The organism is Streptomyces sp. NPDC002577, assembly GCF_053594815.1.
On record NZ_JBSFWK010000014.1, the window covers coordinates 97,484 to 119,174 of the forward strand.

A 21,691-nucleotide genomic window follows, 5' to 3' on the forward strand; every position below is an offset into this window, starting at 1 on the left:
CAGGCCCCGACCGTGGCGCGGCCGCCCGCCGACGCATGGTCCTCGTCCGAGCCGTAGCCCCCCGCCGCGCCGGCGGCCGTGTCAGCGTCACCGCCGACCGCCGCACCGGCGGCCGTGTCGGCATGGCCACCGGCCGTCGGCTCCGCGGCCGATGCCACCGGCGGCAGCGCCCCGGCGTGCCGGGCAAGGATCACCACGCCCCATGCGGCCGTCGCCCCTCCCGCAAGGGCGAGGAGCACGCCGTCGAGGCCGCCCTGGAAGCGCTCTCCGAGGAGGGAGAGGCCGATGACGGCGGCGGCGATCGGATTGGCCAGGGTGACGACGGCGAGGGGCGCGCCGAGGCCGCCGCGGTAGGCGGTCTGCGACAGGAGGAGTCCGCCCACCGCGAAGGCCGCGACCAGCAGCGCCACGACGATCACCCGGACGTCGAGCAGGGGACCCGAGTGGTCCGTGACCGCCACGGTCACGGTCTGCGTGAGAGCCGACGCGACGCCCGACGCGACACCGGACGCGGACGCGTGCCGCAGCCCGGGACGGGTGCCGGGCCGCGAGAGCACGGCGATCAGCAGCATGGTCACGGCCGCGACGCTCACCGCCTCGCCCGACGAGAGCGTGTCGTCGGGGGCCGGTCCCGACGTGGTGAGCAGAAGGGCACCCAAGCCGAGGAGGGTGAGCCCCGTGCCGCGCCACTCGACACGGCTGACGCGCCGCCCGGCGAGCCGTGCGCCCAGCGGCACGGCGGCGACCAAGGTGAGCGCTCCCAACGGCTGTACGAGCGTCAGCGACCCGTACTTCAGGGCCACGACGTGCAGCAGCGCAGCGGAAGCGTTGAGCGCCACCGACCCCCACCACGCACCGCTGCCGAGCAGCCGCAGCGTGCCGGTGTCCGATTCCCGGGTCCGAGCGGCAAGGCGTTCCTGTGCCACGGCGGCGACGGCGTAGGCGACCGCGGAGAGCAGCGACAGCACCAGGGCGACGAGTGTTGCGCTCATCGGCCGGCCCCCTCATGGAGGACGGAGGCGGCGCCGGCAGGGGCGGCCCCGCCATGCGCCACCACCAGCGAGCCGCGCGGCCTGAGCAGGTCCCTCGCATGAGGCACGGGTACGACGGCCAGAGCCGCGCCCAGCAGAACCGTGGCCGCGATCGCGTCGAGCCAGTAGTGGTTGGCCGTACCGACGACCACGAGCAGGGTGAGCAGCGGATGGAGCAGCCACAGCCACCGCCACCGCGACCGGGTCGCGGCGATCAGACCGACGGCGACCATCAGGGCCCAGCCGACGTGCAGGGACGGCATCGCGGCGAACTGGTTCGCCATGGTGTCGGTCTCCGGCGTCGCGCCGTAGACCGAGGGCCCGTACACCTGCGCGGTGTCCACGAGGTGCGCGGTGTCGAGCATGCGCGGCGGGGCGAGCGGGAACGTCAGATGCAGGACGAGCGCGGCGGCCGTGATCGTGGCCAGTACCCGGCGGCTCCACACGTAGTGCCGCGGCCGCCTCAGATACATCCAGACCAGGAAGAGCGCGGTCGCCGGGAAGTGCACGGTCGCGTAGTAGGTGTTGGCGAGGTGGACGAGTGTCTCGCTGTTCAGGAGCGGCTGCTGTATGGAGCCCTCGCCCGGCAGATGCAGAGTCCGTTCGAGGCTCCATATTCGGTGGGCGTTGTCGTAGGCCTCACCGGTGTGGCCGTTCGCCAGCTGCCTGCCGAACTTGTAGACGAGGAAGAGACCGGCGACGAGCAGCAGTTCGCGGACCAGCGGGGGCCGGTCCGTGCTCGCCTGCGGCTTTCGGTCCGGCTCTGGTTCTGCTTCCGCAGGCTCGGTCTGGGATGGCATGCCGGCCCCTTTGCTTACTGGCGACTGGTCCCTCTGTTACGCCGTGAGCAGGGCGCTGCCCTCTTTCGGAGGGACGGCTCGGTGCTCATCGATACGGGAGTGTACCGATACGGTCGCGTATCGGTACACTGGCGTATCGGTAAGGTGAGGAAGACCACCCCCGAGGAGAAGAGCCAGGAGCGGGACATGACGTCGCAGCCGGCAGATGCAGTGAGTTCTTCGCGTCGCTCCAAGATCACCCCGGAGCGCGAGCAGGAGTTCTACGACGCCGTGTGCGAACAGCTCCGGGAGCTCGGCTACGACTCACTGACCATGGAGGGCGTCGCTGCCCGGATCCGCTGCAGCAAGTCGACGCTCTACCGGCAGTGGAAGACCAAGCCGCAGCTGGTCGCCGCCGCCCTGCGCGCCCACAGCCGTACGACTCTCGCGGACATCGACACCGGCAGCCTGGCCGGAGACCTGCGTGAGGTGGTGCGGTTCGCGGGTGCGCGCTCCGGCAGGGACACCCAGCTCATGCAGGCGCTCGGCCATGCCGTCCTGCAGGACGCGGAGCTGCGGTGTGCACTGCGCGAGGCCTTCGTCGAGCCGGAGGTCCGGCTGATCGAGGGGATGGTGCGGCGCGCCGTGGCGCGCGGCGAGATTCCGGAGGGCCATCCGGCCGCGCAGTTCGTTCCCGCACAACTGCTGGGAGTGTTGCGCGCCCGCCCGATGCTGGAGGGGCGAGAGGTGGACGCGCCGTATCTCATCCGGTTCCTGGAGGCCTGCGTGCTCCCCGCGCTCGGGCTCGCCCCGAACACCTGATTGTCAGGTCGCCGCCCGCTGGATGGCAGGGCGGCGGCCTGCCCGCGCCGCACCGTGGGGACGGGGGCGGCGCGCACCCCCGGCCGGGCGGGACCCTCCAGAGCGGAGAGGGCCCGCCCGGCCTCTCATGTGCCGCGGGGCTGCCCGTGCGCCGGCGTCCCTATGGGCGGGCTCAGACCTTCTGCCCGTTGCCGCCGCCCCCGGAGGCGGCCTTGATCCCCTTCGTGATCTCGTCGATCACGGACACCTTCGGCGCCTTGGCGCTGTCATCGATTCCGAAGCGGACGACGACGAGCGTGTTCTCGTCGGACGGCGACGGGAAGACCAGGGATTCGACATAGCCGTCGTCGCCCTTGGCCGTGACGACCTTCCAGCGGACCTCGTAACCCTTCTGGCCCGCCACCGTCACCGCCTGCGACAGCAGCTCGTCGTGCGACGTGATCTTGCCGTAGAGCTTTCCGCCGTAGGACTTCGCGGCGTTCTTCTCGATGTCGGCCTTGGCCGCGGCCTCCGCGGTGGTCGCCTTGATGTCCAGTGCGTCGGCAGGCACCGAGGACGCCCCGCCGCGTACGCACTCCTCGGAGGTGTCGCCCGGGCATTTGTACGTCCCCGTCGACACCCCGGCGCCGAGCCCCGACGTGCCGGTCCAGCCGTCCGGCACGGGAAGGCTGATGCCGCTCGCCAGGTCGGTCGCATAGCCGTCCTCGAGCTGAGGGGCGCCCGACGGCGCGCCGGACTCGGGCGCCTGCGGCGCGCCGCTCTCTCCGCCCTGTCCGCCACCCGGCCCGCCGTTCTCTCCACCCGGTCCGCCCGGCATCGACGGCCAGCCCGACGGCGCCGAGCCGGCCCGGTCGGGGCTGCCACCTCCGTCGTCGGCCGTGAGGGCGTAGACGCCGCCGACGATGCCCGCCAGCACCGCGAGAGCCGCAGCGGCGCCGATGGCCGTACGCAGGGCACGCCGCGGGGGCTTGGCGGGATACGCCGGATATGCCGGGTACGGCGGCGCACCCGACAGCAGCGTCGGGGGACCCCAGTCACCGGCGGACCCCACAGGACGGGTCTGGTCCGTCCACACACTTCCGTCCCACCACCGCTCGGTACGGGGACCGTCACTTGTCTGTCCCGGGTCGGGATACCAGCCGGGAGGAGTCACCTGCGTCATGAACGCCACAGTATGAGCTCTGCCTGAAATCCCCATGAGAGGGACGGCCATCGCCCGAACAACAGAGTCGGACCTTTGCTCCGAAGCGCCGGAAGCCGTCCCGACCCCTCACCTCGGCGGTGCCATTGCGGCTAGGCTCGAGATCCGAACGTCAACTCAAGCATTCGCAGCGGTTCTCAGCGGGTTCAGGGGGTAGCGGAATGACGCAGGGCAGGTCTGGACGATTCGTCTCAGCCCCGCTCTGGGAGCGCGACTCCGAACTCGCGGAGGCCGCGGCGACTGTCGACGCGCTGCGCTCCGGCGCCAAATCCGGCAGCCTCCTCGTGTACAGCGGCGAAGCCGGCATCGGCAAGACCGCGCTGCTCACCGAGATCGGCCGGATGGCGGAAGGCCGCTGCACCGTGTGGTCCGCGCGCGGCGGCGAGACCGTCACCTCCGTCCCCTTCAACGTCCTGCGCCAGCTGCTGCAGCCCGCTCTCGTCGTACTCACCGAGGAGGAGGCGCGCGAGTACCTGGGCGACTGGTACGACATCGCCGGTCCCGCCCTCGGCATCGCCCAGCCGGCGGGCCGGCAGGCCGACCCGCAGGGCGTGTTGAACGGCCTGGTCGCCGCGGCTCGCCGCCTCGCCCGGCTCCACTGGCCGCTCGTGCTGCTGATAGACGACGCACACTGGGCCGACCAGGAGACGCTCCAGTGGCTCGCGGCGTTCGCCGAGCGTCTCGACGATCTGCCCGTACTCGTCGCCGTCGCCCACCGGCAGCGCGACACCGACGACGAGCACGCCCGCCAGCTGGAGCGGATCGGCGCGGCTGCCCGCCCGCGCACCGTCCTGCAGGCCCTCACACCCGACGCGACGGCGGGCCTCACCCGCGCGACGCTCGGCGTGCACGCCGACGCGCCGTTCTGCCGTGAGGTCTGGGCGGTCACGGGCGGCAATCCGTACGAGACGGTGGAACTGCTCGCGAAGGTTCAGGACAGCGAGCTGGAACCGGTCGAGGCCTCGGCCGCCGAGCTGCGCGAGCTCAACCGCTCGGCCCGCGGCCGCGGTCTCGTCGACCGGCTCGAAGCGCTGGGCACCGACGTCACCCTGTTCGCCCGTGCCGCAGCGATCCTCGGCACCGGCATCTCCCTCGAACTCGCGGCCTCGATCGCCGTGATGGGGCACGACGACGCCGAGCGCTGCGCGGAGGTGCTGCGGAGCGCCCGCATCCTGATCGGCGGCGGCAGCGACGGCAAGGGCGGCAGCGGACTGCTGGAGTTCGTCCACCCCGTGATCGCGTCCACGGTCTACCGGTCCATCCTGCCCGCGACCCGAACCGCGATGCACGGCCGCGCCGCATGGGCCGTCACCCGCTCGGGCCGGGGCGCCGCCGCCGCGTCCCGGCACCTCCTCGAAGTACACCCGGACGACGACCCCGAACTCGTCGAGCAGATGCGCGAAGCCGCCCGCGAACACCTGGCCGTCGGCGCCCCGGACGCCGCCCGCCGCTGTCTCGAGAGGGCCCTGCAGGAGCCGCCGCTGCCGGACGTCCACGCGCGCGTGCTCTACGAACTGGGCTGCGCCACCTTCCTCACCTCGCCCGCCACCACCATCGGCCACCTGCGCGAGGCACTGGCCATGCCCGGCCTGGAAAGCCATCTGCGGGTGGACGCCGTGTGCCGCCTCTCACAGGCACTCGTCCACAACGACCAGATGGCGGAGGCGGTCCGCATCGTCGACGACGAGGCCGCACGCCTGGAACCGGGGCCCGCGCGGATGCGGCTGCTCGCCACCCACTACCTGTGGGAGGGCATCCATGCAGGCGAGCAGGACTCGCCCGGCCGCTCCCGCCGCCTCGCCGAGCTGGCCGGACCCCTCACCGGCCGCGACAACTCCGAACGCGCCCTGCTGATCCTGCGCGCCTTCGACGCGATGGCCCGCGGCGAGAACGCCGAGGTGGTCGTCGAGCTCTGCGACCGGTCCCTGGTCGACGGACGCCTCGCCCCCGGTCTCGGCTGGACCGACACCGAATGGGGCTTCGAGCTCCTCCTCATGCTCGGCGTCTCCTACCTCTTCGCGGACCGCATCGACCGCGCCGAGAGCCTGTTCACCGAGGGTCTGCGCGCCTACGAGACCGCCGGATGGAGCGGCGGCCACCTCGCCCTGGCCCACGCCTGCGTCGGCTATGTGCACCGCCGACGCGGAAAGCTCACGGACGCCGAGGCGTATCTGCGCGAGGGCCTGCGCCTCGCCGACCGGGTCGGGCACGGCCTGCCCATGCACTGGGACGCGGCCTGCATGCTCATCGACACCCTGCTGGCCCGTGGCCATGTCGACCAGGCCCAGGAGATCGCGGACCGCTACGGCTTCGCACCGCCCTACCCGTCCGCGATCGTCGTGCCGGAGGCCCATTCCGTACGCGGCCGTCTTCTGATGCTCTCGGGACGCACGAAGGAGGGCGTGGCCGAGCTGGAGGCGGCCGAGGCCGCTGCGGCCGCCCGCGGTGCGCACAACCCCGTGATGGCGCCGTGGGCTTGCTGCCTCGCCCGGGCCCTCGCCGTGGACGACCCCGCACGCGCGGCGGGCCTCGCCGCCCGGACGCGACGCCAGGCCGAGCGGTTCGGCACGAACACCGCGATCGGCGAGGCACTGCGCTGCGCCGCGGAACTGGAGACAGGACAGCGGGCCGTCACCCTGTACGCCAAGGCAGCCGCCCACCTCGAAGCGTCACCCAGCGCCTACGAACACGCCGTGGCCCGCGTCGAGTACGGCATAGCGGCACGTTCGGTCGCCGAGCTGACGCGCGGCCTCAACCTCGCCCGCTCCTGCGGCGCCGACGGCCTTGCGGACCGCGCCCAGGAAGTGCTGGACACGGGGCGTGGCCTGCACTGAACGGCACGGGCTCCGCGGACGGGCCCGGCCTCAGTCCGTCCCGAGCAGCTGGTTCGTCGCCGCCTCCAGGCGCTTCCACACGTCCCGGTCGTACGCCTCCGCGTGCGCCCGCGACGGCTTCGTACCGTCGAAGTACCGGCCGGAACCGACGAGCCCCAGGTCCGTCGTGGCCAGGGCCAGCACGCCCGCGGCGCCGTCCGCGACCGTCGACACCGGGCTGATGCCGCCCGCCCGCACCATGGCCGTGTCCATGAACGTGGCGGGATGCAACACGTTCACCGACACGCCGCTGCCCGCCAACTCCTCGGCGAGCGCGAACGTATGGGCGGCCAGCGCGAGCTTGCTGCGGCGGTACGCGTCGACACCGTTGTAGCCCGTGGTGAACTCGAAGTCGTCGAAGTCCAGGGGGACTTGGCCTGCCGAGCCGACGTTGACGATCCGCGACGGGGCGTTCGCACGCAGCACCGGAAGCAGTGCGCGGGTCAGCGCGACGGGCGCCAGATAGTTCACGGCCAGCCGCAGTTCGTGTCCGTCGGCGCTCTCCTCCCGTCCCGAGCCGGGCGCGCCGAAGCCGACCCCTGCATTGTTGATCAGTACATCGAGGCCGGGGTGCTCGGCCGCGACCCGCGCACCCAGCTCGCGGACCTGCGCCAGCGAGGCCAGATCGGCGACGAGGGTGTGCGCGTCGCCGTCCTCCGCCGTGAGCTCCCTGACGAGCGCCTCCGTGCGGCCGCGGTCACGGCCGTGGGCCAGGACGACATGCCCGGAGCGGACCAGTTCGAAGGCGACGTAGCGGCCGAGGCCGGAGGTGGCACCGGTGATCAGGACAGTGGACAACTCGGCTCCGTTCGCAGAAGACCGGATGGGGGACGTCCACCAGACTAGGCACACGGACGAGGTCCGGCGCGCCTCACGATGACCCTGCTGTGCCTATGTCTCGCAGGTACACCGTCGCCGGCGCTCCGGCCTCGTCCGTCCCGCTCGTCGCGGATGCCTCTGCCGTCAGGACCCCGCCGCGTTCTCCTCCTCGGCCAGCACCCGCTGAGCCACCGCGAACGCCGAGTTGGCCGCCGGGACACCGCAGTACACGCCGGTCTGCAGCAGCACCGCGCCGATCTCCTCCGGCGTCAGACCGTTGCGCCGGGCCGCTCGCACATGCATCGCCAGCTCTTCGTAGTGGCCGTGTGCGATCAGCGCCGTCATGGTGATCATGCTGCGCTCGCGGCGCGCAAGGGTGGGGTCGGTCCAGATCTCGCCCCACGCGTAGCGCGAGATGAAGTCCTGGAAGCGGGCCGTGAAACCGGTCGTCCGCGCCTGGGCGCGGTCCACGTGCACGTCGCCGAGCACCTCGCGTCGCACGCGTACGCCCCGCTCGGCATCGCCGGTGAAGTGGGCGCGCAGCGCCGTGAGTACGGCCTCGGGGCGCTCCGCGGGAGCAAGGTGCGAGGCGCCGGGGAGCTCGATGAGCGTCGAGCCGGTCACCGCGTCGGCGATCTCGCGCAGGTGGGCGGGGGGAGTCGCAGGGTCCTCGCGGCCCGCGATCAGCAGGGTCGGCGCACTGATCGAGGACAGCTCGTCGCGGATGTCGAACGCGGCGAGCGCGTCGCAGCATGCCGCGTACGCCTCGGGGGCCGCGTTGCGGTGGTCCTCCACCAGGGCCGGCACGGTGAAGCCGGGTGTGAACCAGCGGGTCGGCGCGTTGTCCGCGAGGGCGGTCAGCCCCTCGCGGCGAACGAGCGCTGCACGCTCCTCCCAGGGCGCCCGCCCGTTGAAGTGCGCGGAGGAGCAGATCACGGCCAGGCTCGCCACGCGCTCAGGGTGGTGCACGGCCAGGTGCAGACCGACGGCCCCGCCGAGCGAGACCCCGGCGTACGCGAAGCGGTCGATGCCGAGCGAGTCGGCGAGCACGAGCACGAGCTCGGCCAGGTCGGCGACCGTGGCGCCGGGGCCGATCAGGTCGGCGGGGGAGCCACCGTGGCCGGGCAGGTCCCAGCGTACGACCCGGTGGGTGACGGCCAGTTCGGGCGCGACGTCGTCCCACAGGGCGGTCGAGGTGCCGAGCGAGGGGCCGAGGATCAGCGGGGGAGCGGTGGCCGGACCCTCGGTACGGTGGTGCAGCAGCTTGCCGGTGGGCTTGGTGGTCAACGTCGCTCCAGGGCACGGTCGGTGAGGACTCCGGCGGAGCCGGTGTAACGGGTGGGGTCGGTGAGTTCGGCGAGGTCCAGGCCGGCGAGGTCCGGTGCCTCGGCGAGGATGTCCGAGAGCGCTCTGCCCTCCGTACGGGTGCGCTTGGCGGCATCCGTGAGCAGCGCCTTCGCGCGGGCCCGGCCCAGATGCGGGGTGAGCTCGGCGGCCAGCCGCTCGGAGACGATCAACCCGTGGGTCAGGTCCAGGTGCTCGCGCATCGTGTCCGGGTGCACCTGGAGCCCCTCGGCGAGCTCGGCGGCGTCGCGCGCGGCACCGCCGGCCAGCCGGAGCAGGTCGCGCAGCGGCTCCCACTCGGCGTGCCAGGCGCCCGCGGGGCGCTCGTCCTCGGCGGCGAGCGAGCCGAACAGCGTGGCGGCGAGGTGCGGGGCGCGGCGGGCGGCCGCCGCGATCAGTGTGGCGCGCACCGGGTTCGCCTTGTGGGGCATCGCGGAGGAGCCGCCACCGGTCCCTTCCGAGAGCTCGCCGATCTCCGTACGGGAGAGGGTGAGGACGTCGGCAGCCGGCTTGCCGAGGGCGCTCACCGTGAAGGCGAGCGCGGATGCGAGGTCGGCGACCGGCGCCCGGAGGGTGTGCCAGGGAAGCTGCGGCTCGGCGAGGCCGAGTTCGCGGGCGTAGGCGCTGACCAGGGCCTCCGTGCCGGTGCGGTTGCCGTTACCGGCGTCGAAGGCCGAGAACGCCGCCAACGTGCCGGCCGCCCCGCCGAGTTGGGCGGGCAGCCCGTCCCGTACGGCCCGTCCCCGGTCCCGTGCGTCCAGTACGAGCGAGCGCCAGCCCGCCGCCTTCAGGCCGAACGTCGTCGGCACCGCGTGCTGGGTGAGTGTGCGGCCGGGCATCACCGTGTCGCGGTGGGCCGCGGCCAGCCGGGCCAGGGCCTGCTCCGTGCGGGCCAGGTCCGCGAGGACGAGGTCCAGCGTCCGGGATGCGACCAGCATCATGGCGGTGTCCATGATGTCCTGGCTCGTCGCGCCGCGGTGCACATACGGCGCATACTCCGCGGGCACGGCGGCGGTGAGGTCGCCGACCAGCGGGATCACCGGGTTGCCGCCGCCCCGCGCCCGCAGCGCGATGTCGCGGGCGTCGAAGCGGGCGGCGTCGGCCGCCGCGGTCACCGCCTCGGCGGCCTCGGCCGGGGCCAGCCCCGTGGCCGCCTGCGCGCGGGTGAGCGCGGACTCCGCGTCGAGCAGCGCCTGGAGGAACGCGGTGTCGCTGGTGGCGCTCTCAGCGGGGGAGCCTGCCCGCCCGGGGGCGAGCAGGCCGGCGTCGTGATCGACGGATTTCACTGGAACTCCAGGAAGACCGTTTCGCCTTCGCCCTGAAGGCGGATGTCGAAACGGTACGTCCGGTTCGGCTCCTCGGCGGCGACCAGCGTGGCCCGGCGATCCGCCGGGAGCGTGTCAAGGAGCGGGTCGGCGCCGTCCACGAGGTAAGCCCGCGTGTACAGGTGGTGCAGCAGACCGCGCGCGAACACGCACACGCTGATGTACGGCAGGCCCGCGTTGCCCGGCGGCAGCGTGTACAGCGCGTAGTGGCCGTCGGCGTCGGTGGCGACCCGGCCGAAGCCGGTGAAGTCGATGCCGTTGCGGCCCAGGTACCCGCCGGTCACGGGGTCGCGCCGCAGCGAGCCGGGCGCGCCTTTCAGCGAACCGTCCGGGCCCGCCTGCCAGAACTCGAGCAGGGCGTCAGGGACGGGGGTGCCCTCGCCGTCCAGCACGTACCCGTGCAGGGCGATCGTGTCGGGGTGGCCCTTCGGCGCGACCTGCTCACCCTCGGGGAAGGGCAGCGCGTAGCCGTAGAAGGGGCCGACGGTGTGGGAGGGGGTGGGGAGAAGCGTCTCGCTCATGGGGATTAGCGGCCTTCCTCGATCCAGGTGGCGGAGGGACCGTCGAGAACGATGTCCCACTCGTAACCGAGCGAGAACTCGGGCTGCGACAGGTCGTGGTTGTACGTCGCGACCAGGCGGCCCCGGGCCGACTCGTCCGTCACCGACCGCAGGATCGGGTCGTAGCGGAACAGCGGGTCGTTCGGGAAGTACATCTGCGTCACGAGCCGCTGCGTGAACGCCGTGCCGAACAGCGAGAAGTGGATGTGGGCGGGGCGCCACGCGTTGGTGTGGTTGCGCCACGGGTAGGCGCCCGGCTTGATGGTGGTGAACGAGTACCGGCCCTCGTCGTCGGTGAGGGTGCGGCCGACGCCGGAGAAGTTCGGGTCGAGCGGCGCCGGGTGCTGGTCGCGCAGGTGCGCATACCGGCCGGAGGCGTTGGCCTGCCAGATCTCGACGAGCTGGCCGCGCACCGGGCGTCCGTTGCGGTCGAGCAGCCGGCCCGAGACGGTGATCCGCTCACCGAGCGGCTCGCCCTGGTGCTGGATGGTCAGGTTGTTGTCGATGTCGGTGGTGTCGGTCGCCCCGAACACCGGTCCCGACAGCTCGACCGTCTCCGGGTCTCCGCCGTTCACGGCGACCAGCGGCTGCTTGGGATGGCGCAGCACGGAGCTGCGGTACGGGGCGTAGTCGCGCGGCGGGTGGTTCTGCGCCGGAGCACCGGCGGCCACCGCCTTGTCGTACGTGTTCTGGAGGTCGTTGACCTCGATGTCGATGTCCGACTGAGTGAGAGCCATGGGGATTCCTGGGGCTTCCTGCCGTACGGGGGAGGGGGTCAGCGTTCGAGGACGAGGGCGAGGCCCTGGCCGACGCCGATGCAGAGGGTGGCCACGCCGGTGCCGCTGCCCGCGGCGGCGAGCTGGTGCGCGACGGTCCCGGCGAGACGGGCGCCGGAGGCGCCCAGCGGGTGGCCGATGGCGATGGCGCCGCCGCGGGGGTTGAGGATCGCGGGGTCGAACTCGGGCCACTCGGCGACACAGCCCAGCACCTGGGCGGCGAACGCCTCGTTCAGCTCGAGCGTGGTCAGGTCGCCGAAGGTCTTGCCGGCCTTGGCGAGAGCGCGGTTGACGGCCTCGACGGGGGCCAGACCGAAGTAGTGCGGGTCGATCGCGGAGACGCCGCTGGCGCTCACGCGGGCCAGCGGCTCGCGGCCGGTGGCCTTCAGTCCCTCTTCGTCGACGAGGAGCAGGGCGGCAGCGCCGTCGTTGAGGGGGGAGGCGTTGCCCGGCGTGACCGTGCCGTTCTCCTTGCGGAAGGACGGCTTCAGCTTGGCCATGGCGGCGAGGGAGGCGTCGGCGCGTACGGACTCGTCCGCGGCGAAGACGACCGGCTCGCCCTTGCGCTGCGGGATCGACACCGGGGCGATCTCGGCGTCGAAGAGGCCCGCTGCCTGCGCGGCGGCGGCCTTCCGGTGGCTGGCGAGGGCGAACTCGTCCTGCTGCTCGCGGGTGATCTTGTGTTTGTCGGCGATGAGCTCGGCGGACTCGCCCAGCGGGATGGTCCACTGCGGGTCCATCGTGGGGTTGACCATGCGCCAGCCCAGGGTGGTCGAGTACAGCTCGGTGTGCCCGGCGGGGAAGGGCTTGTCGTTCTTGGGCAGGACGTAGGGGGCACGGGTCATCGACTCGACGCCGCCGGCCAGGGCAATGGAGGCGTCGCCGAGCGCGATGGCCCGTGCGGCTTGGATGACGGCCTCGAGGCCGGAGGCGCACAGCCGGTTGACGGTCACGCCCGGCACCGAGGTCGGCAGGCCGGCGAGCAGACCGGCCATACGGGCCACATTGCGGTTCTCCTCGCCGGCACCGTTGGCGTTGCCGAAGTACACATCCCCGATCCGGGACGGGTCCAGCTCCGGGGTGCGGGCGAGGAGTTCACGGATGGCGTGGGCGGCCAGGTCGTCCGGACGCACCGGGGCCAGGCTGCCGTTGTACTTGCCGACCGGCGTACGGACGGCGTCGACGATGTAGACGTCCCGCAGGCTCATGACTCGATCCCTTCGGCAACCCGAACCTTCGCGGCGGTCTTCGCCACGATCTCTCCGACGGTGACCCCCGGCGCGGTCTCCACCAGCACGAGCCCGTCGGTGGTGACGTCCAGGACGCCGAGGTCGGTGATGATGCGGCCGACGCACGCCTTGCCGGTGAGCGGCAGGTCGCACTCCTCGACGATCTTCGCCGAGCCGTCCTTGGCGGTGTGGGTCATGACGACGATGACCGTGCGGGCGCCGTGGACCAGGTCCATCGCCCCGCCGATCCCCGTGATCATCTTGCCGGGGATGGCCCAGTTCGCGAGGTCACCCCGCGCTGAGACCTGCATGGCTCCCAGCACCGCGACGTCGATGTGCCCGCCGCGGATCATGCCGAACGACAGCGAGGAGTCGAAGTACGAAGCCCCGGGCAGGACCGTGACGGTCTCCTTCCCGGCGTTGATCAGGTCCGGGTCGACCTCGTCCTCACTCGGGTACGGGCCGACGCCGAGGATGCCGTTCTCCGACTCCAGGACCACCTCCACACCGTCCGGGAGGTAGTTCGGGATCAAGGTGGGCAGTCCGATGCCGAGGTTGACGTACTGGCCGTCCTCGAGCTCACGCGCCGCACGCGCGGCCATCTCTTCACGGGTCCAGGCCATGATTCAGCGCACCGTCCTCTTCTCAATGCCCTTGTCGGCGGCCTGCTCCGGGGTCAGCGCGATCACGCGCTGCACGAAGATGCCCGGCAGATGCACCGCGTCCGGGTCGATCTCGCCCGGCTCCACCAGCTCCTCCACCTCAGCGATGGTGACCTTGCCGGCCATCGCCGCAAGCGGGTTGAAGTTACGGGTGGACTTGTTGAAGACCAGGTTCCCGTGCCGGTCGCCCTTGGCCGCCCGCACCAGGGCGAAGTCGGTGCGGATACCGCGCTCCAGGACGTACTCCACGCCGTCGAACTCGCGGACCTCCTTCGGCGGCGACGCCAGCGCGACCCCGCCGGAGCCGTCGTAGCGCCACGGCAGACCGCCATCCGCGACCTGCGTGCCGACCCCGGCCGGCGTGAAGAACGCCGGGATCCCGGCCCCACCCGCCCGCAGCCGCTCCGCGAGCGTGCCCTGCGGGATCATCTCGACCTCGAGCTCGCCGCCCAGGTACTGGCGGGCGAACTCCTTGTTGGCGCCGATGTAGGAGCCGGTCACCCGGGAGATACGGCCCGCGGACAGCAGGACCGCAAGACCCGAGTCCATCGCTCCGCAGTTGTTGGACACCACACCCAGACCCGAAACCCCCAGGTCGTACAGCGCCTTGATCAGTACGTTGGGCACACCGCTCAGGCCGAACCCGCCGACGGCGAGCGTCGCACCGTCCGGCACGTCGGCCACGGCCGCAGCGGCTGTGGCGACCACCTTGTCCATCCCTGAAGCCTCATCTCTTCCCAGCATCCGTGCTCCGACTCATCCTAATTAGTCAGGGCACTGATTATTTCTCCGAGGTTTCCCACACGCTGCCATCGGATCGTCGACCCGTCAAGGTCCCCGCAAAATGGCGCTCGACACCTCGACAGCGGCAGGGTCTAGGCTTGAGAGTTGTTCAGTACACGAACGGAATCGAGCCGTCGGATCTGGTGGAGGAACACATATGGCTGGCGCGGTGGACCTGACCACCCATCCCGGGCATCTGGCCCGGCGGCTGCAGCAGGCGCACTACCTGCTGTGGAACTCGATGGTCTCGGAGGAGATCACCTCACCCCAGTTCGCCGTCATGAACGCGCTCGTCGCCGAGCCGGGGCTCGACCAGCGCACCGTCGGCAGCCGCGTGGGCCTCGACCGCTCGACGATCGCTGAGGTCATCAGCCGGCTCAGCCGCCGGGGCCTGCTGGACAAGGTGCGCGACCCGCAGGACGGCCGCCGCTATCTGCTGCGGCTGACCGAGGACGGTGTGCGGACACACCGCAAGCTGACGGTGCGCACGGCCCGGATGAACCAGGTGTTCCTCGCGCCTCTGTCCGCCGAGGAGCAGAGCGTGTTCTTCGAACTGATCCAGCGCGTCGCCGATGCCGCGGAGGTGCTGCGGAATCCGGGGGAGCCGCTGATGGCGCAGCCCTGACCCTCGCGAACACCACCCACACCTCGGTCACGCCTTCACGAACACCACCCACACCTGACCGGGAGCGAACGTCATCGGCTTGCCCTCCGCCGTGGTGAAGTCCGTTCCGTCCGCGGCCGTGGAGCGCTCCCAGTGTGCGTCGTAGGCGCGCCCGTCTCGCAGGACGTCCGCCGTTCCACTGCCGACCGTCTCCGAGAACGGCGACACGCTGCCCCAGCGGTCGTGGAACCGGGAGTCCCGCACGGTGACGTGCTGGATGACGACGGTGGAGGCGGCGAGCCGCTTCCCCCCGGTCGCACGGGCCGCGGTGCCGTCCATGGCCACCAGCCACTTCTTCAGCTCCGCGGACCAGGTGAAGGTGAAGCGGGCGGCCGGGAAGCGGACCGTCCGCTCGGGGGTCGCCGTGCCGCCCTCCGGCGCCGCACCGAACCGGAACCCGGTGCTCGACACCCCGCCCGCCTGCTGCTCCGACTTCAGCGCCTCGGGTCGCAGATAGAGATTGTGCGGCGCGGCCCTGTCCCTACTGCGGAAATAGGCTCCCGAAGGGGCCTTGCCGGGAGGCAGGGCGACAAGCGGTGCCGCGTCGATCAGCGGCTGCAGTTTCGACTGCGCCCCCGAGTAGGCGAGCGTCGGGTCGTCGAACTGCCGCAGCAGCTCCAGATCCGTCTCGCGCGCACTGCGCACCGGCCCCACGACGGACGGAAGCCGCGTCGCGTACACGGCCATCAGCCTGCTGAGGCCGCCCTCCACCTGCTCGACGTACACGACGTCCGCCGCGTCCAGGCCGGTCTGCGGGCGTGCCGGGCCTACATTGTCGATCTTCACGGCGAGTACGGGGCCACTGTCGCCGCCGGTCCCGGAGCTCTCGGACGCGGATGGCCGCTCACCGGGCCGCGAGCCGTCGTCCGAACCGCCACCTGTCGTGCAGCCCACGGCCAGCGCGGTCAGGACCGCCACGGCGGTCGCTCCGTGACGTATGCGCGCCCCACCGTTCACGTCGCCCCCCGTGTTTGCGTCCTCGAATCTTCTGCCTATGGACATACCCGCCCTTGCTGGGCATAGCCCGAAGCCGGCCGGCCGGGCGTGACGCCCGCATGGCGGCCCTCAGCTCCGGGGCCCCAGGATCTCCGACAGCTCGTACCGGACCGGCTCCTCCAGCTGCGCATACGTGCAGCTCTCGGGGGTCCGGTCCGGTCGCCAGCGGCGGAACCGCGCCGTGTGCCGGAACCGGGCCCCGGCCTCCATGTGGTCGTACGCCACCTCGCACACCCGCTCAGGTCGCACCGGCACCCAGGACAGGTCCTTCTTGCCCGACCAGCGGCTCGGCGCGCCCGGCAGGCGGGCCGTCTCGTGCGCGGCCTCGTCGGCCCAGGCCGCCCAGGGGTGGTCCTCCGGGGACTCCATGCGCAGCGGCGCCAGCTCCTCGACGAGCTGCGCGCGCTGCTTCATGGGGAAGGCGGCGCTGACCCCGACGTGCTGGAGGGCGCCCTTGTCGTCGTACAGCCCGAGGAGCAGCGAGCCCACCACAGGACCGCTCTTGTGGAAGCGGTATCCCGCGACCACGCAATCGGCGGTCCGCTCGTGCTTGATCTTGAACATGAGGCGTTGGTCGGGGCGGTAGCGGAGGTCCAGGGGCTTGGCGATGACGCCGTCGAGGCCCGCGCCCTCATACTCCTCGAACCACCGCTGCGCGACCTCGATGTCCGTGGTCGCCGGGGCCAGGTGGACGGGCGCCGTGACGCCGGAGAGCGCCGTCACCAGACGGTCCCGGCGCTCGACCAGCCCGGTGTCCAGCAGCGACTCGTCGCCGATCGCCAGCAGGTCGAAGGCCACGAACGACGCCGGGGTGCGCTCCGCCAGCGTCCGTACACGCGACTGCGCGGGATGGATGCGCTCGGTGAGCGCGTCGAAGTCGAGGTGGTCGCCGAGAGCGATCACGATCTCGCCGTCCATCACGCACCGCTCCGGCAGCCGGTCCCGCACGGCCTCCACCAGCTCGGGAAAGTAGCGGGTCAGCGGCTTGCCGGTACGGCTGTCCAGCTCGATCTCGTCCCCGTCACGGAAGACGATCGCACGGAAACCGTCCCACTTCGCCTCGTAGTGCATGCCCGGCGGGATCTTCGCCACGGGCTTGGCGAGCATCGGCAGGACGGGACGCTTCACCGGGAGGTCCATGGTTCGATTCTGCGGTCCGCGCGGGGGGTGTGCGCGGTGTCTGCGGTCTGCCGGGGTGGCGGGCTGCCCGTCCGCGGACTGTGCGGTCCGCCGGTCGGTGACGGGCAGCGTATGCGGCGTGCGGGGCACGGCCCCGGCGCCTACCGTGGCTGCCATGGGTGATGCGGTGGAGCTCGAGGTCGGGCAGCGGACGGTGCGCCTGTCCAGCCCCGGCAAGATCTTCTTCCCGGAGCGGGGCTTCACCAAGCTGGACCTGGCGCAGTACTACATCGCCGTCGCCGACGGCATCCTGCGCGCGCTGCGCGACCGCCCCACCACCCTGGAGCGCTATCCGGACGGCGTGACCGGCGAGTCCTTCTTCCAGAAGCGCGCCCCCAAGAACCTCCCCGACTGGATTCCCACCAGCCGTATCGCCTTCCCCAGCGGACGGTACGCCGACGAGATCTGCCCGACCGAGCCCGCCACCGTCGTCTGGGCGGCCCAGCTCGGCACCATCACCTTCCACCCCTGGCCGGTGCGGCGCGACGACACCGACCGTCCCGACGAACTCCGCCTCGACCTCGACCCGCAGCCCGGCACCGGCTACGCCGACGCCGTGCGCGCCGCGCACGAACTGCGCGCCGTCCTCGACGACCACGGTCTGCGCGGCTGGCCCAAGACGTCCGGCGGCCGGGGCCTGCACGTGTTCGTGCCGATCGAGCCGCGCTGGACGTTCACCGAGGCGCGGCGCGCCGCCATCGCCTGCGGCCGCGAGCTCGAGCGGCGCATGCCCGACCTGGTGACGACGGCCTGGTGGAAGGAGGAACGCGGCGAGAAGGTGTTCCTGGACTACAACCAGATGGCACGCGACCGGACCATCGCGTCCGCCTACTCGGTCCGCCCCCGCCCGAACGCGGCCGTCTCCGCACCCCTGCGCTGGGACGAGGTCGACGACGCCGTGCCGCAGGACTTCGACCTGGCCACGATGCCTGGGCGGTTCGCCGAAGTCGGGGATCTGCACGCGGACATGGACGACCACGCGTACCGCCTCGACGGGCTGCTGGAACTCGCCGACCGCATGGAGCACGAACAGGGCCTCGGCGACATGCCGTACCCGCCGGACCACCCCAAGGTGCCGGGCGAACCGAAGCGGGTGCAGCCGAGCCGGGCCAGGCGCGAGGACACGTCCTCGTAGCCGCGCCCGCCTGCCGTGCGGCCGGGCGGCGGGTGTCAGTGGGCGGTGCAAGACTCATGGAGGCAGGGCAACGGGACTGCTCATGAGGAGGGCGTCATGCTCACCACCCGTTACGTCACGGGCTCACCGAACTGGCTCGATGTCGGCACACGCGACATCGAGGGTGCCAAGGCTTTCTACGGCGGCCTCTTCGGCTGGGAGTTCCGGTCGGCAGGGCCGGAAGCCGGCGGGTACGGGATGTTCCAGCTGAACGGAGAGACCGTCGCGGGCGGCATGGCCATCCCCGAGGACCAGGGCTCACCGTCCTGGAACCTGTATTTCCAGAGCCCCGATGCCGACGCCACCGCGAAGGCCGTGGAGCAGAGCGGCGGGGCCGTACTGATGGAGCCGATGGACGTCTTCGACCAGGGCCGCGTGGCGATGTTCGCCGACCCGTCCGGTGCCGCCTTCGGCTGCTGGCAGCCGGGTGCCAACAAGGGCCTGGATGTGGCCGGCGACGAGGGCAGTCTGTGCTGGATCGAGCTCTGCACCCCGGACGTCGCCGCGGCCACCGAGTTCTACGGTTCGGTCTTCGGCTGGGGGACCTTCGACGTGCCGTTCCCGGGCGGCACATACACGACGGTCCACCCCGCCGACACGGGCGAACAGGGGATGTTCGGGGGCGTACTGCCGCTGCAGCCCGACCCGATCGAGCCCGGAGCAGGGGCGTACTGGCTGCCGTACTTCGAGGTGGCCGACGCCGACGCGAGCGCCGCCAAGGCCCGTGAGTTGGGCGGCACGGTGAGGGTCGGGCCGAGGGACATGGAGAGCGTGGGCCGTCTCGCGCAACTCACGGATCCGTACGGCGCGCGCTTCGCCGTGATCAAGAGCACGCATCCGCACGGCTGAGCCAGGCCGTCATCCGGCCGCGCTTGAGGCCGTGCGGCGGCGGCAGCCGGAGCCGCCGCCGCAGAGGCGGTCCGGCGCGCCGCCGTGCGCGACACCCGGGGACAGGGTCAGGATCCGTTCGGCGACCTCCACGACTCCTCGACCCAGAACGCGTTCCAGAACGCGTTGATAAATCATTGATCGCTTGTTTCGCCGTGTCCGGCACGATCGCCCGCATGCAGACCGACACCAGCCGACAGGACCTCGCCTGGCAGGAGCAGGCGCTCTGCGCGCAGACCGGAGGCGACTTCTTCTTTCCCGAACCCGGGAGTTCCGTACGCGAGGCGAAACGCATCTGCCGTCTGTGCGAGACCCGTGCCGAGTGTCTCGAGTACGCGCTCGACAACGACGAACGGTTCGGCGTCTGGGGCGGCCTGTCCGAGAAGGAGCGGCAGCTTCTGCGCCGAATCAGGGGCGGCGGCTGAACGCCGCTGCGGCGGCGTCCTGCGTCAGCCCGCCGCGCGTGCCGCCATCCGCGCCTTGCGGGCCGCCAGCTTCTCGTCGAACTTCAGGGCCTCCTCGTCCAGTCCGTTCATGAACAGACCGAGCTCCTCCTGGGCGCGCATGCCCTCGGGGCCGAGGCCGTCGATCTCCAGGACCTTCAGGAAGCGCAGCACGGGCTGCAGTACGTCGTCGTGGTGGATGCGGAGGTTGTAGACCTCGCCGATCGCCATCTGTGCGGCGGCGCGCTCGAAGCCGGGCATGCCGTGGCCCGGCATACGGAAGCCGACCACGACGTCGCGTACCGCCTGCATGGTGAGGTCGGGGGCGAGTTCGAAGGCGGCCTTCAACAGGTTGCGGTAGAAGACCATGTGCAGGTTCTCGTCGGTGGCGATGCGCGCCAGCATGCGGTCGCAGACCGGGTCGCCGGATTGGTGGCCGGTGTTGCGGTGCGAGATACGCGTGGCCAGCTCCTGGAACGCGACGTACGCGACGGAGTGGAGCATCGAGTGACGGTTGTCGGACTCGAAACCCTCGCTCATGTGCGCCATGCGGAACTGCTCCAGCTTGTCCGGGTCGACGGCGCGCGAGGCGAGCAGGTAGTCGCGCATCACGATGCCGTGCCGGCCCTCCTCGGCGGTCCAGCGGTGCACCCAGGTGCCCCAGGCGCCGTCGCGGCCGAAGAGCGACGCGATCTCGTGGTGGTAGCTGGGGAGGTTGTCCTCCGTCAGGAGGTTGACGACCAGCGCGATACGGCCGATCTCGGTGACCTTCGACTGCTCCTTGCCCCAGGCCTCGCCGTCCTCGAAGAAACCGGGGAAGTTGCGGGCGTCCGACCAGGGCACGTACTCGTGCGGCATCCAGTCCTTGGCCACCTGCAGGTGGCGGTTGAGTTCCTTCTCGACCACTTCCTCCAGGGCGTACAGCAACCGGGCGTCGGTCCAGGTGTCCGGGCTGCCGAGGTGAGGGGCGGTGATCGTCACGGGGGCTCCAGGGGGACGGGGGTACTGGCGGGGACGGTACCTACGGCGTCGTAGGCTACGAAACCGTAGGTTACGAACCCGTAGGTTAAGCGCTCCGTAAAGAGCGTCGGCCAGTGGGGGTACCCACATGGTCCGAGTGGGCGCCCCAAGTGCCGCCCGAGCAGCGAGTACAGGCCGCCGATTTCCGTAACCCCTCAGCGGTACAGCTCTCGAAGCCGTACCGAGAGACACGTCACACACCCTTCGAGCTTCTCGAACTCGCTGATGTCGACCGGGACCGGTTCGTATCCCAGATCCGCGAACAGCTCGGCGGTCTTCGGCGCGCTCGCCGCCATCAGCAGCTTCCCGCCGCCGAGCAGCACCACATGTGCACCCGATTCCTCCGGAACCGGAAGGAAGCACGGAAAAAGTGATGGGTTGTCCACGAGCGGCTCGTGTCCGATGACCGTGCCGTCGGGCAGCGCCGTCACGGCCGACTTGAGATGGAGCACATTGCTCACGGGTACGGCCACCACGCGCGCTCCCAGCGGCTCGAAGACCGCCCGCAACTGCTGCACACCGGCCGCGTTGGTGCGCCCGCCGCGTCCCACGTACACCGTGTCGCCGATCTTGAGGATGTCACCGCCGTCCAGCGTGCCCGGCTCCCACACCCAGTTGACCGAGCAGCCGAGCCGCGCCACCGTCTCCTCCACGCCGGCCGTCTCCGCGCGGCGCGACTCGGCGCCCGGGCGGCTGATCAGCGCGACGTTGCGGAAGACGACCACCGTGTCCTCGACGAAGACCGAGTCCGGACAGTCGTCGGCGGGCTCCACCTCGAAAGTCTCCCAGCCGTGCGCCCGCAGGGCCTCGGTGTACGCCTCCCACTGCGCCATCGCGAGCGCGGCGTCGACCGGTTCGCGCTCGATATGGGTGACGATCCCTTCGGCGAGGCGCGGGCTCGGTCGGCGGACGAGGGCCTTCTGGCTGGGCACGTGCGGTTCTCCGTATCCGATGGGCGCGCCGGGGTCGGCCGGGCTCGGGCGGGGCCCGACGCGGGGGCTGTCCGGGCACATCATGCAGCGGCTTCCCGGGCGACGACAGTCCTAATCCACCGCCGGAGCGGCGACGCCTGACCGGCCGCACCTGCCGTTCTGAACCGAACGTGCTTCCGAAGGTCAGGTGC

General features: G+C 71.5%; 21 protein-coding genes and 1 pseudogene. 6 read left to right on the top strand and 16 right to left on the bottom strand.

Going from position 1 to position 21,691, the window contains the following annotated elements:
* Positions 1-161: 161 nt before the first annotated feature.
* Positions 162-992 (bottom strand): annotated as a pseudogene (locus tag ACWD4J_RS20265) (DMT family transporter); the annotation flags it as partial.
* Entirely contained in the window at positions 989-1,831 is an 843-nt protein-coding gene (locus ACWD4J_RS20270; RefSeq protein ID WP_451396760.1) for a phosphatase PAP2 family protein, read from the bottom strand. The pseudogene ACWD4J_RS20265 and the gene ACWD4J_RS20270, both read right to left, overlap by 4 nt.
* A 186-nt stretch (positions 1,832-2,017) precedes the next feature.
* Here ACWD4J_RS20270 and ACWD4J_RS20275 point away from each other — a divergent pair, with 186 nt between their 5' ends.
* Positions 2,018-2,632, top strand: coding sequence for a TetR/AcrR family transcriptional regulator (locus ACWD4J_RS20275; protein WP_451396835.1), 615 nt, complete (start codon positions 2,018-2,020; stop codon positions 2,630-2,632).
* Between the two features lie 172 nt (positions 2,633-2,804).
* Here the strand turns inward: ACWD4J_RS20275 and ACWD4J_RS20280 are convergent, their stop codons facing one another.
* Complete coding sequence (locus ACWD4J_RS20280) at positions 2,805-3,794, bottom strand: DUF2510 domain-containing protein (RefSeq protein ID WP_451396761.1); 990 nt, start codon at positions 3,792-3,794, stop codon at positions 2,805-2,807.
* Positions 3,795-3,994: 200 nt separating this feature from the next.
* Here ACWD4J_RS20280 and ACWD4J_RS20285 point away from each other — a divergent pair, with 200 nt between their 5' ends.
* The gene (locus tag ACWD4J_RS20285; protein WP_451396762.1) at positions 3,995-6,667 is read left to right on the top strand and encodes an ATP-binding protein; all 2,673 of its coding nucleotides are present in this window, start codon (positions 3,995-3,997) and stop codon (positions 6,665-6,667) included.
* Positions 6,668-6,697: 30 nt separating this feature from the next.
* Here the strand turns inward: ACWD4J_RS20285 and ACWD4J_RS20290 are convergent, their stop codons facing one another.
* The 8 genes from ACWD4J_RS20290 to ACWD4J_RS20325 form a co-directional block, all read right to left on the bottom strand.
* Complete coding sequence (locus ACWD4J_RS20290; RefSeq protein ID WP_451396763.1) at positions 6,698-7,504, bottom strand: SDR family NAD(P)-dependent oxidoreductase; 807 nt, start codon at positions 7,502-7,504, stop codon at positions 6,698-6,700.
* A gap of 165 nt (positions 7,505-7,669) precedes the next feature.
* Positions 7,670-8,812 carry a bifunctional 3-oxoadipate enol-lactonase/4-carboxymuconolactone decarboxylase PcaDC gene (gene pcaDC, locus ACWD4J_RS20295; RefSeq protein ID WP_451396764.1) on the bottom strand — a complete coding sequence of 381 codons (1,143 nt, stop codon included), beginning with the start codon at positions 8,810-8,812 and terminating at the stop codon, positions 7,670-7,672.
* Positions 8,809-10,155 carry a 3-carboxy-cis,cis-muconate cycloisomerase gene (pcaB, locus tag ACWD4J_RS20300; RefSeq protein WP_451396765.1) on the bottom strand — a complete coding sequence of 449 codons (1,347 nt, stop codon included), beginning with the start codon at positions 10,153-10,155 and terminating at the stop codon, positions 8,809-8,811. Before pcaB ends, pcaDC begins: the two co-directional genes overlap by 4 nt.
* Positions 10,152-10,715 (bottom strand): protocatechuate 3,4-dioxygenase subunit alpha, encoded by a 564-nt coding sequence (gene pcaG / locus ACWD4J_RS20305; RefSeq protein WP_451396766.1) that lies wholly within the window; start codon positions 10,713-10,715, stop codon positions 10,152-10,154. The genes pcaB and pcaG overlap by 4 nt, the downstream gene beginning before the upstream one ends.
* A 5-nt stretch (positions 10,716-10,720) precedes the next feature.
* Positions 10,721-11,491 carry a protocatechuate 3,4-dioxygenase subunit beta gene (gene pcaH, locus ACWD4J_RS20310; protein WP_451396767.1) on the bottom strand — a complete coding sequence of 257 codons (771 nt, stop codon included), beginning with the start codon at positions 11,489-11,491 and terminating at the stop codon, positions 10,721-10,723.
* A gap of 38 nt (positions 11,492-11,529) precedes the next feature.
* Positions 11,530-12,732: a thiolase family protein gene (locus tag ACWD4J_RS20315; RefSeq protein ID WP_451396836.1), complete on the bottom strand. Its 1,203-nt coding sequence runs from the start codon at positions 12,730-12,732 to the stop codon at positions 11,530-11,532.
* 2 nt (positions 12,733-12,734) lie between these two features.
* On the bottom strand, positions 12,735-13,382 hold the full coding sequence (locus ACWD4J_RS20320) for a CoA transferase subunit B (RefSeq protein WP_451396768.1): 648 nt from the start codon (positions 13,380-13,382) through the stop codon (positions 12,735-12,737).
* Positions 13,383-13,385: 3 nt separating this feature from the next.
* Positions 13,386-14,138, bottom strand: a complete 753-nt coding sequence (locus ACWD4J_RS20325; RefSeq protein ID WP_451396769.1) for a CoA transferase subunit A — start codon at positions 14,136-14,138, stop codon at positions 13,386-13,388.
* 223 nt (positions 14,139-14,361) lie between these two features.
* Between ACWD4J_RS20325 and ACWD4J_RS20330 the strand changes: the two genes are divergently transcribed.
* Positions 14,362-14,829 carry a MarR family winged helix-turn-helix transcriptional regulator gene (locus ACWD4J_RS20330; protein WP_451396770.1) on the top strand — a complete coding sequence of 156 codons (468 nt, stop codon included), beginning with the start codon at positions 14,362-14,364 and terminating at the stop codon, positions 14,827-14,829.
* A 27-nt stretch (positions 14,830-14,856) separates the two neighbouring features.
* On the opposite strand, the gene ACWD4J_RS20335 is transcribed toward ACWD4J_RS20330, so the two are convergent.
* Together ACWD4J_RS20335 and ACWD4J_RS20340 are read right to left on the bottom strand one after the other, a co-directional pair.
* Complete coding sequence (locus ACWD4J_RS20335; RefSeq protein ID WP_451396771.1) at positions 14,857-15,870, bottom strand: DUF3048 domain-containing protein; 1,014 nt, start codon at positions 15,868-15,870, stop codon at positions 14,857-14,859.
* Between the two features lie 63 nt (positions 15,871-15,933).
* Positions 15,934-17,004: an ATP-dependent DNA ligase gene (locus ACWD4J_RS20340; protein ID WP_451396772.1), complete on the bottom strand. Its 1,071-nt coding sequence runs from the start codon at positions 17,002-17,004 to the stop codon at positions 15,934-15,936.
* A gap of 154 nt (positions 17,005-17,158) precedes the next feature.
* Here ACWD4J_RS20340 and ligD point away from each other — a divergent pair, with 154 nt between their 5' ends.
* Positions 17,159-18,178: a non-homologous end-joining DNA ligase gene (gene ligD, locus ACWD4J_RS20345; RefSeq protein ID WP_451396773.1), complete on the top strand. Its 1,020-nt coding sequence runs from the start codon at positions 17,159-17,161 to the stop codon at positions 18,176-18,178.
* Positions 18,179-18,274: 96 nt separating this feature from the next.
* Positions 18,275-19,066, top strand: coding sequence for a VOC family protein (locus ACWD4J_RS20350; protein WP_451396774.1), 792 nt, complete (start codon positions 18,275-18,277; stop codon positions 19,064-19,066).
* 9 nt (positions 19,067-19,075) lie between these two features.
* Here the strand turns inward: ACWD4J_RS20350 and ACWD4J_RS20355 are convergent, their stop codons facing one another.
* Positions 19,076-19,198: a hypothetical protein gene (locus ACWD4J_RS20355; protein ID WP_451396775.1), complete on the bottom strand. Its 123-nt coding sequence runs from the start codon at positions 19,196-19,198 to the stop codon at positions 19,076-19,078.
* Positions 19,199-19,281: 83 nt separating this feature from the next.
* On the opposite strand from ACWD4J_RS20355, the gene ACWD4J_RS20360 reads away from it, so the two are divergent.
* Positions 19,282-19,530 (top strand): WhiB family transcriptional regulator, encoded by a 249-nt coding sequence (locus tag ACWD4J_RS20360; RefSeq protein ID WP_451396776.1) that lies wholly within the window; start codon positions 19,282-19,284, stop codon positions 19,528-19,530.
* A 24-nt stretch (positions 19,531-19,554) separates the two neighbouring features.
* On the opposite strand, the gene ACWD4J_RS20365 is transcribed toward ACWD4J_RS20360, so the two are convergent.
* Together ACWD4J_RS20365 and ddaH are read right to left on the bottom strand one after the other, a co-directional pair.
* The gene (locus ACWD4J_RS20365) at positions 19,555-20,529 is read right to left on the bottom strand and encodes an acyl-ACP desaturase (RefSeq protein ID WP_451396777.1); all 975 of its coding nucleotides are present in this window, start codon (positions 20,527-20,529) and stop codon (positions 19,555-19,557) included.
* A gap of 194 nt (positions 20,530-20,723) precedes the next feature.
* On the bottom strand, positions 20,724-21,500 hold the full coding sequence (gene ddaH, locus ACWD4J_RS20370; protein WP_451396778.1) for a dimethylargininase: 777 nt from the start codon (positions 21,498-21,500) through the stop codon (positions 20,724-20,726).
* Positions 21,501-21,691 lie beyond the last annotated feature (191 nt).

Bases quoted from the DNA above. Each gene is read 5' to 3' on its own strand.
- ACWD4J_RS20325 (WP_451396769.1), bottom strand. From the start codon at position 14,138: ATGGACAAGGTGGTCGCCACAGCCGCTGCGGCCGTGGCCGACGTGCCG.
- ACWD4J_RS20285 (WP_451396762.1), top strand. From the start codon at position 3,995: ATGACGCAGGGCAGGTCTGGACGATTCGTCTCAGCCCCGCTCTGGGAG.
- ACWD4J_RS20270 (WP_451396760.1), bottom strand. From the start codon at position 1,831: ATGCCATCCCAGACCGAGCCTGCGGAAGCAGAACCAGAGCCGGACCGA.
- ACWD4J_RS20275 (WP_451396835.1), top strand. From the start codon at position 2,018: ATGACGTCGCAGCCGGCAGATGCAGTGAGTTCTTCGCGTCGCTCCAAG.
- ACWD4J_RS20320 (WP_451396768.1), bottom strand. From the start codon at position 13,382: ATGGCCTGGACCCGTGAAGAGATGGCCGCGCGTGCGGCGCGTGAGCTC.
- pcaG (WP_451396766.1), bottom strand. From the start codon at position 10,715: ATGAGCGAGACGCTTCTCCCCACCCCCTCCCACACCGTCGGCCCCTTC.
- ACWD4J_RS20335 (WP_451396771.1), bottom strand. From the start codon at position 15,870: ATGTCCATAGGCAGAAGATTCGAGGACGCAAACACGGGGGGCGACGTG.
- ACWD4J_RS20350 (WP_451396774.1), top strand. From the start codon at position 18,275: ATGCTCACCACCCGTTACGTCACGGGCTCACCGAACTGGCTCGATGTC.
- ACWD4J_RS20280 (WP_451396761.1), bottom strand. From the start codon at position 3,794: ATGACGCAGGTGACTCCTCCCGGCTGGTATCCCGACCCGGGACAGACA.
- pcaH (WP_451396767.1), bottom strand. From the start codon at position 11,491: ATGGCTCTCACTCAGTCGGACATCGACATCGAGGTCAACGACCTCCAG.
- ACWD4J_RS20360 (WP_451396776.1), top strand. From the start codon at position 19,282: ATGCAGACCGACACCAGCCGACAGGACCTCGCCTGGCAGGAGCAGGCG.
- ligD (WP_451396773.1), top strand. From the start codon at position 17,159: ATGGGTGATGCGGTGGAGCTCGAGGTCGGGCAGCGGACGGTGCGCCTG.
- ACWD4J_RS20340 (WP_451396772.1), bottom strand. From the start codon at position 17,004: ATGGACCTCCCGGTGAAGCGTCCCGTCCTGCCGATGCTCGCCAAGCCC.
- ACWD4J_RS20330 (WP_451396770.1), top strand. From the start codon at position 14,362: ATGGCTGGCGCGGTGGACCTGACCACCCATCCCGGGCATCTGGCCCGG.